Origin of the sequence: Gracilibacillus salinarum (assembly GCF_022919575.1) — a bacterium.
Taxonomy (GTDB): domain Bacteria; phylum Bacillota; class Bacilli; order Bacillales; family Amphibacillaceae; genus Gracilibacillus; species Gracilibacillus salinarum.
The window spans coordinates 2,531,278-2,546,632 of sequence record NZ_CP095071.1; the positions used below are offsets into that span (position 1 = coordinate 2,531,278).

The following is a 15,355-nucleotide window of genomic DNA, read 5'->3' on the forward strand; positions in this document are numbered from 1 at the left end:
CTTCGCTACAGATCGATACCTGTAGACAAAGGGAGGTCGTGTCCATTTATTCCTTAACAGATCCGCCAATTATCCCTGCTATGAAATAGCGCTGCAAGAATAGAAAGGCGATAAATATCGGCAATACAGATATCGCCGCACCCATCATTAATACACCGTAATCGACTGTTTCCAGCCCAGCGAGTGTAGCCAGTGCAACAGGCAAGGTATACATATCCTGAGTCGTAATCGTAATCAGCGGCCACAAGAAGTTGTTCCATTGATGAGTGAATAAGAAAATAGAAACAGCAGCGATTGCCGGTACCATCGTTGGCAATACAATTTTAAAGAAAATCCCTGTTTCACTGCTGCCATCAATTCTCGCTGCCTCGATCAGCGCAGTCGGAATCGATTGCATGTTCTGCCTCATAAGAAATATCGCGAATGGATAGGCAATTTGCGGCAAAATAATCGCAGTATAGGAATTCAGCAAATTAAAGCTCGCAAATAATTGGAATTGCGGCACAACCAACGCCTGATACGGCACCATCATCGATAATAGAAACAAGGCGAAAATAATATTTCTTCCTTTAAATTGATACTTTGCAAAAGCGAAACCAGCCGCCGCACAGATAATACCACTGATGAACGTGAAGCTCACTGCCGTTACCGCCGAATTGAATAACGATCGCCAAATATCAATTTGACTCAATAAGCTTCTTAAATTCTCCATAAAATAATCACCCGGTATAAAACTCGGTGGTGTATTTAACATGTTACCGGTCGGATTCGTTGCCCCTACCAGCATCCAGTAATACGGACCAATCGTCAGAAGCACTAGCAAAATCAATACCGTATAGAAAAGCGTTTTTTGCAGACCACTTACTCTCATTCATCATCACCTGCCAGTTTAAATTGTATGAATGACAGCACAGCGATTAATACGACCACCACATACGCAATGGCAGAAGCATATTCGAAGTCAAAATATTCAAAGGCATTCTGATACAAATACATCGTAATCGTTGTCGTTGCATTAACAGGTCCACCACCTGTGAGGTTGTAAGGTTCATCGAACAGCTGCAACGTTCCGATCGTTGAGACAATCGCCGTAAATAAAATAACTGGTTTTAGCTGCGGAATCGTAATCGAGAAGAACTGTCGTACCTTTCCTGCTCCATCGATGCGAGCTGCTTCATACAAATCATTTGAAATATTTTGCATACCTGCTAGTAAAATAACCATGTTATAGCCCGTCCATCTCCAGATCATGACGAGCACGATCGATATCTTTGCCCAAACCGGATGATTCAGCCAGCCGATTTTATCAATCCCGATAAAGGACAATAAGTAATTGATTAAGCCGTAATCCGGATTTAATAGCAGCAAGAAGATAACCGCTGCTGATACTAGCGACGCGACTGCAGGCGAGAAATAAGCAACACGGAAAAATCCTTTTGCCTTTAACATGGTCGAATTCATTAATACCGCTAATATCAGCGCGAAGAATAACATAATCGGTACTTGAAGCACTAAGATAATCAAGGTATTACTCAGCGATTCATAAAAAATCGGATCCTGAAACAGCCGAATATAATTATCTAAACCAGCAAATGTCGTCACATTCCCTTCTGACTGCTGCAAGCTTAAGATAAAGGAATACACAATCGGATAGCCAGTGAACAACAAGAAAAATAGTAATGCCGGCATTAAGAAAATATAGGGTGCATTACGCGGATTATCAAAGGATCGCTTGCTGCCAGTATTTTTCCCGACTGACTCATTAACTGCTTCTCCATAAGAAGAATTCTTCACAATTCCCATCCTTTCGTTGGATATCTTAGTTAAATCATTAGCAGACTAGCTGCTAACGACCATCTCTATTGATTTACATCCTCTTCCCCTGTACTTGCTTCAATCCGTTCAACCAATCTTTGCTGCATTTCTTCCGGGTTTCCGTCATTTAACAGCATATTGGCCATTTCTTCATTAACCGTATCATCCACTTCTGGATAATCACCGGTATAGGTAACCTGTGGGATGTTCACCGCGATATCAGCAAATTGTTGATAGAATTTTTCACCGTCAAAGTATTCTAAGCCCTCTTCGAATACTGGATCGTCGTAAGCTGCTTCTAACGATGGGAACAGACCAAATTCCTGCAGTCCTTTTACCTCCATATCAACATTGGTAGAGAGAAATTCACCAAATACGTAAGCTGCTTCCTTGTTTGAGGACGAATTCGGTATGGCAAAGCTTGAACCACCACTATTGGCAGCGCGGACGCCACCTTCTTCAAAAGCAGGTAATGCAAATGTCCCCCACTCCCCTGATAATTCCGGTGCCTGGTCCATCAATGAACCGTTGTACCAGACAGAATTAGGTACAGTTGCAACACCATCATTTTTGATCGCAGCCATCTGACCTTCTGAATCCGTTACATTCGTCGTAATCCCTTTATCGCTCATTTCTTTGATTTTTTCCGCTGCCTTTCGTAACTCGTCCGATCCTACATTTAATTCCCCTTCATCCGTGAAGTAGAACGTTTCCTGCTGATGAATCATAAATCTTGCCAAAGCTACTTGCTGGTTTAATGCAAGTCCTAGCATCGGCACTCCTGTTTCTTCCATAATGACTTCGCCTGCTTCGATATAGTCGTCCCACGTTTTTATAGATTCGGCATCTACACCTGCTTGTTCAAAAATATCCTTCCGATAAAATACACCGACAGGACCTAAATCACGTGGAAAAGCAATATAGTTGCCATCCGCATCTTTTACCATCTCTTGTTTGGACTCGGCAAAAGATCCATCATGCTCGCTAAACCCTACTTCACTTAGGTTCACAAAAGAATCAGGAAACTTGCTCGTAAATGAGGCAATATCCGTATCTTGTATTTGGACTAAGTCCGGCAGCTGACTCTCCTGGCCAGAGCCTAAACCAGTTACCAATCGTTGAAAAATCTGATCCGGACCTTGCTTGTTAATGTTAACCGTCACGTTCGGATACGTTTGATTAAAATCTTCAATGATCGAATTCAAGAAGTCTGCCTCAAGTGCCCAGGCCCATACGGTAATTTCTCCTGATACATCTTCCGGATTCTCTGGAATCTCTGTTGCTCCGGCAGTTTCTTCTGTGTTATTACTGCATCCAAACAATGTTATCGCTATCAAAACACTGAATAACAGGAATAGTTTACTAGATTTTCGCATTCAGATTGCACTCCCTTTGTAATAGTTCGCTATCATGTTCAACCAGGAAAATCTGGCTAAAACAAACGTAAATAATAAAGAAACGCTTACACTAAACAGTAGAATTAAACCTGGAAACTGAAACAATATCCAGACCCAAGACGCATTGACAAGCAAGATTAATAGAGAGATCGGTAATCTCGAAATCGAGAAAAATAGTGCTTGCTGGTATTTCAATAGAGTACTCCCCTCTACAAACGTGTACACCACATAGAATATCAGCATAAATATCGTAAATAACAGGAACAGGGACCAATTGCCGATGATAAAAACTGGCGTTAACAGGCTCGAAGTATTCGAGAGTATGAGGAGATTTGTGAGTAAGATTATAAAGATTACCAGATTTATTAAACCGCTTGCATTTGCTTGTAAAAATTCTTTCTTATAGATCTTCCAAAAGTACGGAAGAATGCGGAACTCTTCCTTTTCCATCCACCTCCTCATGATAGTAAATGAAGAGACAGTGGCAGGTGCCCATCCAAAGATAATACCACCAAGCATGGTAAACACACACCATAAGACATTTATATAAGCCAAACGTACAACCCAATTGCACCCAACTAAAATCACAGATTCTTTCATATTAGATTATCCCTTCATTTTCTATTTCTATAAAAAGCTGGTTACATTGGATACTTTATAACAGAAACAAACACAAGTCAACAAATACAAACAGATAAACAGATGAATCAACAAAATCAGACTTTTTCTGTTTCTACTATATCGACAGTTCTCCACTCTATCATTAATAGTTTGTTCATGTATTTTCTTTGATTCCATGCTATCCTAATACTAAGAGAAAAACCTTTTTCAGCACCATCGAATGTAAACCCATTCATTACATAACAAAAAGATTGATAAAGGAGCAGAAGAACCATGGAAAAACAGCAAAATTGGGCAGGAAATTACACGTACAGCACAACGAACTGGCATACACCGAAAGATGTAGCAGACATTCAACAGCTAGTTAAGGAATGTAATCATATAAAAGTGGTGGGCAGCCGGCATTCTTTCAACAGCATCGCTGATTCCGAGCATCATATGATGTCACTTGAGCACCTCAATCAGGTAATAGCATTTAATAAAGAAGCACAAACGATAACCGTCGAAGCTGGCATGAAATATAGTGATTTGTCGTTATACTTAGAAGGTACTGGATTAGCACTTCATAACTTGGCATCGCTTCCGCACATATCTGTTGCGGGCGCATGTATGACGGCAACGCATGGTTCCGGTGATCGTAACGGCAATCTGGCGACAATTGTCAGCGCTATCGAATTTGTCGATGCCAATGGAGAGCTGGTTCATCTTTCACGAAAAGACGACGAAGAAACACTGAAAGCGCTCGTTGTTGGACTTGGCGGATTCGGAGTCATTACCAAGCTTACCTTGGACTTGGTACCTGAATACCACATCAAACAAAATGTCTATCACAACCTGACACTCGCTTCTTTTGAAGAGCATGTTGAAGAAATCTTCGCCAGTGCTTACAGTGTCAGTCTTTTTACAGATTGGAGCAGCCCTGGGTTCAACCAAGTATGGCAAAAAGAAAAAGTTGCAGAAGGTGCATCTGCTCAAGCAGCGCCTGCCTTATTTGGAGCAACTCTTGCAACGGAAAAAATGCACCCAATTGCCGGCCACGGTGCTGAACATTGTACAGATCAATTAGGCGTAGCCGGGATTTGGCACGATCGGATGCCTCACTTCCGAATGAATTTCACACCGAGCAGTGGAAAAGAATTACAAACAGAGTATATTATTCCCCGCCAGCACATTGTCGATGCAGTAACAGCAGTCGGTCAGCTTGGCGGGAAAATATCACCGTTACTCTATGTCTGCGAGCTCCGTTCTATTGCCCAGGACGATCTCTGGATGAGCATGAACTATCAGCAAGACTCGATTGGTATCCACTTTACTTGGAAAGATGACTGGGAACGTGTTCAGCAAGTTCTACCAGAAATTGAAAAAGCCTTGGAAGCATTTGAGCCTCGTCCGCATTGGGGCAAGCTCTTCACCATGGCACCAGCACTAGTACAAGCTCAATATCCAAAATTGCCGGAATTCCGATCATTGCTGCAAAAATACGATCCAAACGGAAAATTCCGCAACGCCTTTTTAAATCAATACATTTTTGGTGAGTAACATATCGGTTTCATTACCTGGGAAATATTTTGTCGTTTTATAGACAAAACAGGCTAAACGATAGCTGCCTATAGAATGAGCCGTCTAACAAGGTAGACGGCTCTTTTCTATCGTTACATCTTGAAATGAAACTGATCCGGATCTGGTCCACTGCGTTTATTCTCGTTCAACGCATCGAGTTGTTGCATCTCAAGATCGGTAAGCTGGAACTCGTAGACCTCGAGATTTTCCTTTATTCGTGAAGGTGTCATTGATTTTGGTATAGTCACCACACCATGCTGCAAATCCCAGCGTAAAATAATTTGTGCTGCTGATTTGCCATGTGCCTGGGCTATCTTGCCAATTGTCTCATTAGTTAACAGCTCCGCATTCATTAATGGCGACCATGCTTCTACTTGAATCCCTTGTGTTTCACAATACGCTCTAACCTCTTGCTGAGTCAGCTTAGGATGGAACTCAATCTGATTCACAGCAGGTGTCACGTCAGCCTCTTCCATTAACTGTTCCAGATGATGAACTTGGAAATTACTTACGCCAATTGCTTTGACACGCCCCTCTTTATATAACGTTTCAAATGCTGTCCACGGCTCCAGGAATTGTTGATTTCCCGGCCAATGAATTAAATACAAATCAAGATATGCCAATCCCATTTTTGCAAGACTTTCCTCATATGCCGCGATCGTATCCTGATAGCTAAGACCATCATTCCATACTTTCGAAGTAACAAACAACTCTTCTCTTGTCACGATCCCTTCCGCTATTGCCTGTTGGATTCCTTTACCTACACTACGTTCATTGCCATAGATCGAAGCCGTATCGATACTGCGATACCCTGATTTAATGGCGGTTTTCACCGCATCTTCCAATGCTTCCCCTTCTTCTACTCGAAATACACCGTATCCTATTTCCGGCATTTCCACTCCATTATTTAACATTTTCACTGTCATTTCTTAATCCTCCTCTTTGTTTCGTTCTATTAGCTGCAGCCACAGAGTCAACGCCACGGCTCCCGTTACCATAATTGCGCCAATCCAAGGCGTGTGTTCCAGACCAATACCGTCGACAATCATTCCGCCAACAGACGAACCAATCGCGATCCCGATATTAAAGGCGGCAATATTTAAAGCCGACGCTACTCCAACAGCAGACGGCACATATTTTTCTGCAAAATGAACCACTAACAACTGCAAGCCTGGCACATTCATGAAGGCGAATAATCCCATTAAAAAAATCACGATTAATCCCGTTATTTTGGCAGGTGCGGCAAAGGTTAACATCAATAACACGATAGCCTGGAGTACGAACATCCACAGCAATGCACGCAATGGGTTTTTATCCGATGCTTTACCACCAATAACGTTACCGACTGCTACCGCAATACCATATAGAAGCAGAATCACACTGACCCATTTCGCACTGAAGCCGGTCACTTCCTGTAATAATGGGGTTAAATAAGTGAAGACAACGAATGTCCCACCGTAGCCTAACGCAGTAATGGCAAAAGTCAGTAATAAACGACGGTTCGTCACAATCCTTACCTGATCACGAAACGTTGCTGGCGGTGCTTCTTTTAAATGTTTCGGAATTAATATAGAACTTGCGATAATTCCAATTACACCAAGCAGTGCCACAGCTAAAAAGGTCATTCGCCAGCCAAAGGTTTGTCCGATAAAGGTACCTAGTGGCACACCAGTGACGGTGGCGACTGTTAAACCCGTGAACATAAAAGCAATCGCACTAGCCCGCTTATGCTCAGGAACCAGATCCGCTGCAATGGTAGATCCAATTGAAAAAAAGATGCCATGAGAAAAAGCGGTAATGATTCGAGCCGCCAGTAACAGGCCGAAGCTCGTTGACAGCCCGGCAACCGTATTACCGATAATAAACAGGACCATAAGTGCCATAAGTAAAGTTTTACGGCTCATTTTATTCGTTAATGCTGTTAAAACAGGCGCACCGACTGCTACACCAATCGCATAACCAGAAATCAGCAAGCCAGCCAACGTGATTGAAATGGTTAAATCATCGGCAATAGCAGACAATAAACCAACCGGAACGAATTCAGTTGTACCTATTCCGAAAGCACTGATCGCCAGCGCAATCAAAGCTAACTTACCTGATTTAGCTGCTGCCTGATCCATCGTTGTTGCATGCATACATAATTCCTTCCCTTCCAAACATAGATGTGACAGCATTTCGAAGGCGCCTTTCAAAACCCTGTTTCACTATTCTAGAACGGCAGCAACCATAATGGAAGTACGCACTTTAAAGTAATGTAGGCACTGAAAAGTACCTGTAAGTTCTAACTATAGAAAAATAAAAAGGAGCATGTTATGATACATAAGCTCCCAAATGTGAGAAAAATCGATGATAAATATAGATAAAAGATTAGCGAAAGGAGTAGTTGGAAATGAAAACATATAATATCCCCGTAGAAGCCGCCTTAGAAGTCATCGGCGGTAAATGGAAAGTGGTTATTCTTTGTCATTTGATCGACCACGGCACTATGCGGACAAGTGAACTGAAACGGAGAATGCCGAACATTACCCAAAAAATGCTGACACAACAATTAAGAGAATTAGAAGCAGATGGCGTCGTCAAGCGAACGGTATACAACCAGGTGCCGCCAAAAGTGGAATATGGCTTAACCGAATATGGTGATTCGCTACGCCCGGCTATGCAAATGCTCTGTTCATGGGGAGAACAGCATATTGAGAAGACAGAAGCAGAAATGATGTGAGTGGAACAACTGGTTATTTCGTTGTTCCACTCTTCTTTATTATAACCGAGCTTCCTCCCGATACCTGTAATCCTTCGGAGAGAATCCATGATGTTTCTTAAACAATTTCAAAAAATAACTTTTGGTTTCAAACCCTAATGCATAGGCAATTTCCTCAGTGCTTTTTGTTGTATGATCTACTAATTCCAATGCTTTTTCCATTTTTAGTCTTGTTACGTATTCAATGAAACCCTCACCTGTCTCCTGCTTAAACATTCTGCTAAAATAACTGGCATTTAAATGCAGGTGTTCTGCAGCTGCTGTTAAGGATAATTTCTTATCAAGATGGGTTTGTACGTATTTTTGCACTTTAACAATATCTTCATTTTTTTGTGTTACATCCAGCTCCTTCACCTGTTCAATAAACTGATTAAAAATAGTTTTCATTACCTTTTCCAGATGTTCGATCGTCTCTACTTTGTACATTATATACTCTGTCATCGTATCCAGAGAATCTGCTTTAAAACCTCTCAAGGCGTTCAACGATATATTCATATCCAGAATGGCCTTCATTGCCCAATCCTTTACCATAGCAGGAGCGTATTTTTTATCCTTAATAGCCTCAAATTCGTCTGATAGCAGTTGCATAAGTGGATCTTGTTTTTCCATTAGTATATGGTCCTTCAACTGTTTAATAAAAACTACATAGTTAGTGAACAGTGTTTCCTGACTATAAGATGCAGGGTGAAAGGTCTGTATACTGGTATGTGGATAATAGAATCGTTCATCTTTATTATTTAATAATAATCGCATATTCTCAATCAGTTATTGATGCTGGAGATCCGCGTCACTCACAACAGACGTCACACTAATATGTAGAAATTGTTCCATATGAGCATGTATCTTTTCCATTGTATAACGAATGCCTTCCGCACCATTCGGAAAAAGCATGAGGAATCTTCCTTTTAAATAAAACACTTGCACATGCTGCTGGTATTCTCCTAGGACTTCTTCGACAATATTATTTACAGCAAATTGAAGGATGGTGTCATTCGCATAATGCTCCATGGCATCATAATATTGATCAATATACGTTAGTACCACTGTATAAGCTTCCTGACAAAAATTAATTCCTAATAACTGTTCCTGTTCCTTCAGCCAATCCGTATGCTGCAACTGATCCTCCTGCATGACTTTTTCAAGGAATTTTGCTTTTAAAAGAGCATTATTATCTTCCAGAAATTTTGTCAGCTTATGTTGTTTGCTTACAGATAACCGATCCTGATCGATTGTATCCTTTAATTGTTCTAATACCGTCATTAAGTGCTCTTCTTCCATCGATTCTTTCAATATATAATCATATGCCTCTAGCTTCAATGCTTGCTGAGCAAAACGAAATTCATCATGACAGGAAAGAATAATATTATAGGATGTTATATTTTGTTGTCTTAACTGTGAGATTAGCTCAATGCCATTAAGCCTGGGCATCCCAATATCCGTAATAAGCACATCAAAGCTATTATTCTCTAAATATGTTAATGCTTGCTGACTATCTTTAAAGCTTGCTATCACTTCAAAACCACATTGCTGCCATGGTATCATTCTTCTCAGAAACTCAATAACCAGTGCATCATCATCCACTAACACTACCCGATACATCTTCTTCCTCCTCATTCCACTGGTATCCGAAAGACAATTATCGTTCCATCTCCTTCCAGACTGTCAATCACCATATCAAAAGCATCCCCATATATCAGCTTCATCCGTTGGTATACATTCTTCAGCCCGATACCATTAAACGATTGGGCATTCTTTCGCTTCCAATCGGCATACGTTGTATCCGATATTTTAGTACGCAGTTTTTGCAGGGTTGCCGTGTCCATCCCAATTCCATTATCTTGAACCAATATTTCGAGATAACCATCCTCCTGCAGAAAAGCATCTATCTCTATCGTCTCTTTCTTTTCATTATAACCATGAATGATAGCGTTCTCAATAATCGGCTGTAAGAAAAAACGTGGCACCTCTTTCATTGCGGTTTGCTCATCTACAGAGAGGAGCAATTTCACATCATGCTGGTGTCGAAAATTCATCAAGTCAACATAGTGCTGAACAATAGACAGCTCTTCATTTAACGGGATGAACGCATTATTGCGATTAATAGTCATCCGAAGTAATGCGGACAACGAATAAATCACCGCTGCACTATCCGCATCCCCCTTCATCTTTATTTGAAGACGAATCGCATTTAACACATTAAATAAAAAATGTGGATTAATCTGAGCTTGCAGCATATCCAGCTCTGCATTTCTTTTGGTTTCTTCCTGGATCCGCACTTGTTCAATCATGGTTTCAATCGTATCAAGCATATGATTAAATGAATGACCTAATTGTGCGACATCGTGATTGCCAGGAATATCGAACCTAGCTGACAGATCGCCTTTCTCAACAGATTTTGTTACATTCGTTAATTTGACCAACGGCTTTGTCATTTCTCGTACCAATACAATTAAGCCAATTAGAAAAATCACAAGAAAACCGCCCTGAATCAGGATAGTCGTTCGTGTAACAGTATTTATCGAACCAATGGTGCTTTTATATGGTACCAGGCTAACCAATCTCCAATCTGCATACGATACAGGATAGGAAACAAGTAAATGGGATTCATCTTGATAGTCTACAACCTGATAGGATTTCTTTGAAACGTTGTAAGGTAATGTTTCGCCAATCTCTTGCTTATCCACACTAGAATAAATCTCACCAGACTGGTTAGTCAGGTACAATTTTGTATGGTGGTCACTTTGCATATTCTCAAAAATTTCTTTTATTTGCTCTTCCTTAAAGCTAATAATCAGATAAGCATCCAATGAAGTAGAACTTTCAATTTTTCGTCCTATTGTAATTAGATAGGGATCTGTCTTCCTTTCTGACTTTATATAATTTTGGTGAGCACCGATCCATAACGTATCATAAAAGCTCAAGCTATCCAGCTTATCAAACCAGTCCTGCTCTTTGAATTGCAACGGATTGAAATCAACCCTTGAATAATTGGTATAGTATAAATCATTGTTAAAAAGGATCGAAATATAGGCTGGTGTTAACATATCGGTCAAACCTGCTAACGCATTCGAGATATGCAGGTAGTTCACGGCCGTTTGTTGCGATGCTCTAGGCGAATCTGCTTTAATTAATTCTTGCTTCTTGAGTAATTTATTCATGTTCGTGTCAAACTGAATATAATTCGACGTGTACATCATATCGTCTAAAATATTTTTAATACCAGATTCAATCATGCGCAAGTCATCTTCAGACTGTTTCGCCGCCCGTTCCTCAAGCACGTCCTTTGTGAAATAATTGGATACCAGATACGTGCTTATCCACGGTAATAAAATGCATAAAATAACGGCAATGATAAGCCTTGTCCGTAGTGACAGTTGATTTAATTTAAGTAAGTAATTCTTCACAATACAACACCACTTCCTAACAAATGCATAATAGAGAGAAAACTTGTGTTTTCTCTCTATTATAGCAAAGTGCCGCTACTGGTTCGCATCCACCACCGCTTGCACCTTCTCCTGGATATTTTGCATCGTGGTCTCTAAATCTTGTTCTCCTAATAAATATAATTCAACTTCTGCATCAAATTCTGTATAGGCTTCCGTTACATAGGAAGGAGGCGCAAAAGATTTACTAGGCTGAACAGATGTCAGTGCATTCTTCAACGATTCCATATCTATCGCATCCGGATTTTCTGTTCCGCTCGCCAGTTTCTCCAAGACCGTGTCTAAATCCGCTTCTTTCCATGAAGGCACCCAAACCCCTTGTTCCACGATTCCTTCTGTCGTTAACCAGCGCATGAAATCATAGGCTTCCTGCTTATGCTCGGAATTTTGCGCTACCGATACAAGGTCACCACCCATAGCTGAATATGCTTCATCGTCGGCGCTATTTTTTGGCCATGGTGCCCAGGCAATCTCAAAATCAGGTGTAAACTGTCCCCACTCAGTAATCATATAGCTGGCAATCGGAATCATAGACGCCTCTCCACTGAAGAATTGTTGACGGTAATCTAATTTCTGCGAGAGAATTTCCGTGAACGGTACCGATGTTTTATCGGCATTTTCCAGTTGATTTCTTAATTCTAGCGACGCTTTTAACATCGGATCATCCGCATTAGATGAGCCATCTTCCTTTAAAATCATGGTATTTTCAGGTTTACTTAACAGCTTCAGGGAAGAGTGGGTGTTATGCCAGCTGTGTAAATAAGATCCATAATGATCATCTGTTGTTAATTGCTCGGCATACTTCTGATAGTCCTCCCAAGTCCACTCGGTAGGAATCTCTAAACCCGCTTCATCCAAATGCTGTTTATTTATCATAACGAGATTTGTTACATTCTTCATTGGTAAGCCATAATAATTTCCATCAATCGCTGGATACGTGTTATTGTATACCTCATTAATATCGATACCCTCTGCATCCAGGTATTCATTGATTGGCGCGACCAAACCTGCATCAATTCGTTTCACCCAGTCATTCATATTAGAAAACATGACCAGATCCATTTTTTCTCCTGCTGATGCCATCAAATCCAGCTGTTTAAAATAGTCCTCCGAGTTCATATTTTCGACGAGTGGCATCGATTCAATCTTTACATTCGGATTTTCTTCTTCATATTTAGCAATCAGCGACTCCCATTTCCCAACATCATCATTGATCCAATGCACGAATTTCAAGGTGATCTGATCATCTGAGGATGAACCATCTTCTCCACTGGATGTTTCGTCATTCCCTGAACAAGCTGCTAAGAACACCATTAGTAACATCCCAATCAAAGCAAACCAACTTATTTTTTTCATCTAACCCCTCCTGATTTTCTTATATAAACCTCTTTTAAAAGAGGACTCACCCTTTTACACCACCGAGCTGAATGCCTTCAATGACATTCTTCTGACCAATAATAAAGATAATTAATAACGGTAGTATCGCTGACACTGAAGCTGCCATCATCAGCGAGTAAACGCTACCATGTTGATCCGAAAAACTCTGCACACCTAACTGTATCGTATAGAGCGCCTCTGTCCGCAAAAAGATTAATGGATATTGGAAGTCATTCCAAGTCCAGATAAATCGTAATATCGCATAAGTGGCAATTGCCGGGCGGACCAACGGCAAGGCAATCGCAGTAAAAATTCTGAAATGACCCGCACCATCCATCCTTGCTGATTCTATAATTTCATTACTGATACCTAAATAAAATTGACGAAGCATAAAGGTGCCAAACACACTAAAGCTATTCAACAGAATCAGGCCTGTATGTGTATCATATAGCCCTATCCAGCGATAAAGCAGGAATTGGGTAACTAGCAACGTTTGTGGCGGAATCATATAAGTAGCCAACACCACTAGAAATAATACATTGCTTCCCTTGAAATTAATTTTGGCAAACCCATATGCCGCTAAACACGAGATCGTAACGGAAGTCAGTGTTGTCAACACCGTTACTTTAATCGAATTCCAATATAACAGGAAAAACGGCATGGAACCGGTCCAGACTTCTTTATAATTTTCGATTGCATGCCACGTTTCAGGAATCCACTGGATCGGAAAAGTAAGAACCTCTTCTTCGACTTTTAAAGATGCGGATATCATCCAGAAGAACGGCATTAAAAAGGCAAGACCGATAATAGCCATTATAATAGTTGTGATCAATTTTTTCGTGTCAAATCGAAATGTCATATCATGAACTCCTTTCTGCTTAATAATTCACCCATTTTTTCTGTCCAATAAACTGAAGGTATGTGATGATTAAGATAATGATAAACATGACTAATGCAATAGCAGAAGCATATCCCGTTTTCAATTCGATAAAGGCTTGCTGGTAAAGATATACGACTGGTGTCAATGTCGAGTTGGCTGGTCCACCTTCTGTCAGTACAATAATTAAATCGAATACTTTAAAGCTCGAGATGACTCCTGTGACTAAAAGTAGAAATGTCGTCGGAGACACCAATGGTATTGTTATTTTAGTGAATTGGAACCATGCGGAAGCGCCATCTATCTGGGCAGCTTCATATAATTCCTTAGGGATATTCTGTAACCCAGCTAAATAGATGATCAGATTGAATCCAATGCTTGTCCATATCATAATCAACATGACAGATGGCAAGGAGTAGGCTACATCGGCAATCCATTCAGGTGGGTGATCGATTCCGATTGACATCAGCAATTGGTTGATTGGCCCTTGCGTAGGATGAAACATAACTTGAAAGACAACCGCAACCGCTACAATACTCGATATAAATGGCATAAAGTAAATGACCTTAAATAAATCTTTCAAATACACATACCGATTAATAATAACGGCTAAAGCCAAGGAAACCATTAACGTAACCGGTATCGCCAATAATAAAACAAAATTATTTTTCAAGGCTTTTAAAAATAGCCCATTCGAAAAAAGTGCCGTAAAGTTATCGAATCCGATAAAATTCACATTGTTATAGCCGGAAACAAAGTTCCAATCGGTAAAACTAAGCGCTAGTGATGCGAATATCGGAAATAGTACTAACAAAGAAGTACCGAGAAACATAGGAGCAATAAACAGATAACCTGACATATTCTCTTTCCAGCCGCTAAAAGGATCACCGTTTCTTTTTCGTGCCTTTTTCTGTGCTTTCTTTTTTTGTTCTGTTAGATCAATTGCTTCAGATTGTGTCTTCACGTTGCTCACCTCTTTTTTCTGATAGTAGCCTCAGTATAGATTTTGAATTCGCTTTCAACAATCCATATTTTTTACCTGTTGCGTAAAATATTTACCTGTTTTTCCGTGTTTCATCATGTGGACTTTTGAGCAAACCAAAAACGGTGCACTATTTTTACCACATTGAAAAAATTTTTACTTCATCGTTCATAGATGATATACATCGCCAGCACTGATGTTATAGTTATGATAAGAAAACCTAGGCATAAACCACCCGGTCCTAGTTGACTTCATTAATAAACAACTTCCTATAATATGGATTATGTCAACTAAGGCTATATGGCAAAACGGTCATATTGAAATATTTTATCTGCGTTGCAAAGCTCCGGAAATAGGCTCCGCGTCCTGTGGCACGGCTTCAGCTAGGCTACTACTTGAACAACATCTGTGCTGCCTTGTGCCGAGGAAGCTCACTTCGAAGCGCTACTTGCAGACACAGGCACAATCGAAATGGATCTTCAGCTCGCGCTGATTCCACGGGAGTCTCCGCCTATTTCCTACGCT

At 40.5% G+C, this 15,355-nt stretch carries 14 protein-coding genes; 2 read left to right on the forward strand and 12 right to left on the reverse strand.

Annotated elements, in window-relative coordinates:
• Nucleotides 1–46: 46 nt before the first annotated feature.
• The 4 genes from MUN87_RS11625 to MUN87_RS11640 all read right to left on the reverse strand — a co-directional run bounded on the left by MUN87_RS11625 (nucleotide 47) and on the right by MUN87_RS11640 (nucleotide 3,812).
• Nucleotides 47–871: a carbohydrate ABC transporter permease gene (locus tag MUN87_RS11625; protein WP_244740281.1), complete on the reverse strand. Its 825-nt coding sequence runs from the start codon at nucleotides 869–871 to the stop codon at nucleotides 47–49.
• The gene (locus tag MUN87_RS11630; protein WP_439649626.1) at nucleotides 868–1,794 is read right to left on the reverse strand and encodes a carbohydrate ABC transporter permease; all 927 of its coding nucleotides are present in this window, start codon (nucleotides 1,792–1,794) and stop codon (nucleotides 868–870) included. The genes MUN87_RS11625 and MUN87_RS11630 overlap by 4 nt, the downstream gene beginning before the upstream one ends.
• Before the next feature lie 65 nt (nucleotides 1,795–1,859).
• Nucleotides 1,860–3,191: an ABC transporter substrate-binding protein gene (locus tag MUN87_RS11635; protein WP_244740283.1), complete on the reverse strand. Its 1,332-nt coding sequence runs from the start codon at nucleotides 3,189–3,191 to the stop codon at nucleotides 1,860–1,862.
• The gene (locus MUN87_RS11640; RefSeq protein ID WP_244740285.1) at nucleotides 3,192–3,812 is read right to left on the reverse strand and encodes a YesL family protein; all 621 of its coding nucleotides are present in this window, start codon (nucleotides 3,810–3,812) and stop codon (nucleotides 3,192–3,194) included. It lies immediately after the preceding gene.
• Nucleotides 3,813–4,106: 294 nt separating this feature from the next.
• On the opposite strand from MUN87_RS11640, the gene MUN87_RS11645 reads away from it, so the two are divergent.
• On the forward strand, nucleotides 4,107–5,372 hold the full coding sequence (locus tag MUN87_RS11645) for an FAD-binding protein (RefSeq protein ID WP_244740287.1): 1,266 nt from the start codon (nucleotides 4,107–4,109) through the stop codon (nucleotides 5,370–5,372).
• A 113-nt stretch (nucleotides 5,373–5,485) separates the two neighbouring features.
• Here the strand turns inward: MUN87_RS11645 and MUN87_RS11650 are convergent, their stop codons facing one another.
• Entirely contained in the window at nucleotides 5,486–6,319 is an 834-nt protein-coding gene (locus MUN87_RS11650) for an aldo/keto reductase (protein WP_244740289.1), read from the reverse strand.
• A gap of 3 nt (nucleotides 6,320–6,322) precedes the next feature.
• Nucleotides 6,323–7,528 carry an MFS transporter gene (locus MUN87_RS11655; protein ID WP_244740291.1) on the reverse strand — a complete coding sequence of 402 codons (1,206 nt, stop codon included), beginning with the start codon at nucleotides 7,526–7,528 and terminating at the stop codon, nucleotides 6,323–6,325.
• A gap of 254 nt (nucleotides 7,529–7,782) precedes the next feature.
• Between MUN87_RS11655 and MUN87_RS11660 the strand changes: the two genes are divergently transcribed.
• Nucleotides 7,783–8,112: a winged helix-turn-helix transcriptional regulator gene (locus MUN87_RS11660; protein WP_244740292.1), complete on the forward strand. Its 330-nt coding sequence runs from the start codon at nucleotides 7,783–7,785 to the stop codon at nucleotides 8,110–8,112.
• Nucleotides 8,113–8,151: 39 nt separating this feature from the next.
• Here MUN87_RS11660 and MUN87_RS11665 read toward each other — a convergent pair whose 3' ends face one another.
• The 6 genes from MUN87_RS11665 to MUN87_RS11690 form a co-directional block, all read right to left on the reverse strand.
• Nucleotides 8,152–8,904, reverse strand: coding sequence for a helix-turn-helix transcriptional regulator (locus MUN87_RS11665; RefSeq protein WP_244740294.1), 753 nt, complete (start codon nucleotides 8,902–8,904; stop codon nucleotides 8,152–8,154).
• 12 nt (nucleotides 8,905–8,916) lie between these two features.
• The gene (locus tag MUN87_RS11670) at nucleotides 8,917–9,750 is read right to left on the reverse strand and encodes a response regulator (protein WP_244740295.1); all 834 of its coding nucleotides are present in this window, start codon (nucleotides 9,748–9,750) and stop codon (nucleotides 8,917–8,919) included.
• A gap of 11 nt (nucleotides 9,751–9,761) precedes the next feature.
• Complete coding sequence (locus MUN87_RS11675) at nucleotides 9,762–11,555, reverse strand: sensor histidine kinase (RefSeq protein ID WP_244740297.1); 1,794 nt, start codon at nucleotides 11,553–11,555, stop codon at nucleotides 9,762–9,764.
• A gap of 75 nt (nucleotides 11,556–11,630) precedes the next feature.
• On the reverse strand, nucleotides 11,631–12,950 hold the full coding sequence (locus MUN87_RS11680) for an ABC transporter substrate-binding protein (protein WP_244740299.1): 1,320 nt from the start codon (nucleotides 12,948–12,950) through the stop codon (nucleotides 11,631–11,633).
• Nucleotides 12,951–12,996: 46 nt separating this feature from the next.
• Nucleotides 12,997–13,830: a carbohydrate ABC transporter permease gene (locus MUN87_RS11685; RefSeq protein ID WP_244740301.1), complete on the reverse strand. Its 834-nt coding sequence runs from the start codon at nucleotides 13,828–13,830 to the stop codon at nucleotides 12,997–12,999.
• A 19-nt stretch (nucleotides 13,831–13,849) separates the two neighbouring features.
• A complete protein-coding gene (locus MUN87_RS11690; RefSeq protein WP_244740303.1) occupies nucleotides 13,850–14,812 on the reverse strand; it encodes a carbohydrate ABC transporter permease in 963 nt (320 codons plus the stop codon).
• Between the last annotated feature and the right edge of the window lie 543 nt (nucleotides 14,813–15,355).

Coding starts and splice junctions, on each gene's coding strand:
- MUN87_RS11680 (WP_244740299.1), bottom strand. CDS start 12,950: ATGAAAAAAATAAGTTGGTTTGCTTTGATTGGGATGTTACTAATGGTG.
- MUN87_RS11670 (WP_244740295.1), bottom strand. CDS start 9,750: ATGTATCGGGTAGTGTTAGTGGATGATGATGCACTGGTTATTGAGTTT.
- MUN87_RS11660 (WP_244740292.1), top strand. CDS start 7,783: ATGAAAACATATAATATCCCCGTAGAAGCCGCCTTAGAAGTCATCGGC.
- MUN87_RS11655 (WP_244740291.1), bottom strand. CDS start 7,528: ATGCATGCAACAACGATGGATCAGGCAGCAGCTAAATCAGGTAAGTTA.
- MUN87_RS11650 (WP_244740289.1), bottom strand. CDS start 6,319: ATGACAGTGAAAATGTTAAATAATGGAGTGGAAATGCCGGAAATAGGA.
- MUN87_RS11645 (WP_244740287.1), top strand. CDS start 4,107: ATGGAAAAACAGCAAAATTGGGCAGGAAATTACACGTACAGCACAACG.
- MUN87_RS11640 (WP_244740285.1), bottom strand. CDS start 3,812: ATGAAAGAATCTGTGATTTTAGTTGGGTGCAATTGGGTTGTACGTTTG.
- MUN87_RS11625 (WP_244740281.1), bottom strand. CDS start 871: ATGAGAGTAAGTGGTCTGCAAAAAACGCTTTTCTATACGGTATTGATT.
- MUN87_RS11665 (WP_244740294.1), bottom strand. CDS start 8,904: ATGCGATTATTATTAAATAATAAAGATGAACGATTCTATTATCCACAT.
- MUN87_RS11685 (WP_244740301.1), bottom strand. CDS start 13,830: ATGACATTTCGATTTGACACGAAAAAATTGATCACAACTATTATAATG.
- MUN87_RS11635 (WP_244740283.1), bottom strand. CDS start 3,191: ATGCGAAAATCTAGTAAACTATTCCTGTTATTCAGTGTTTTGATAGCG.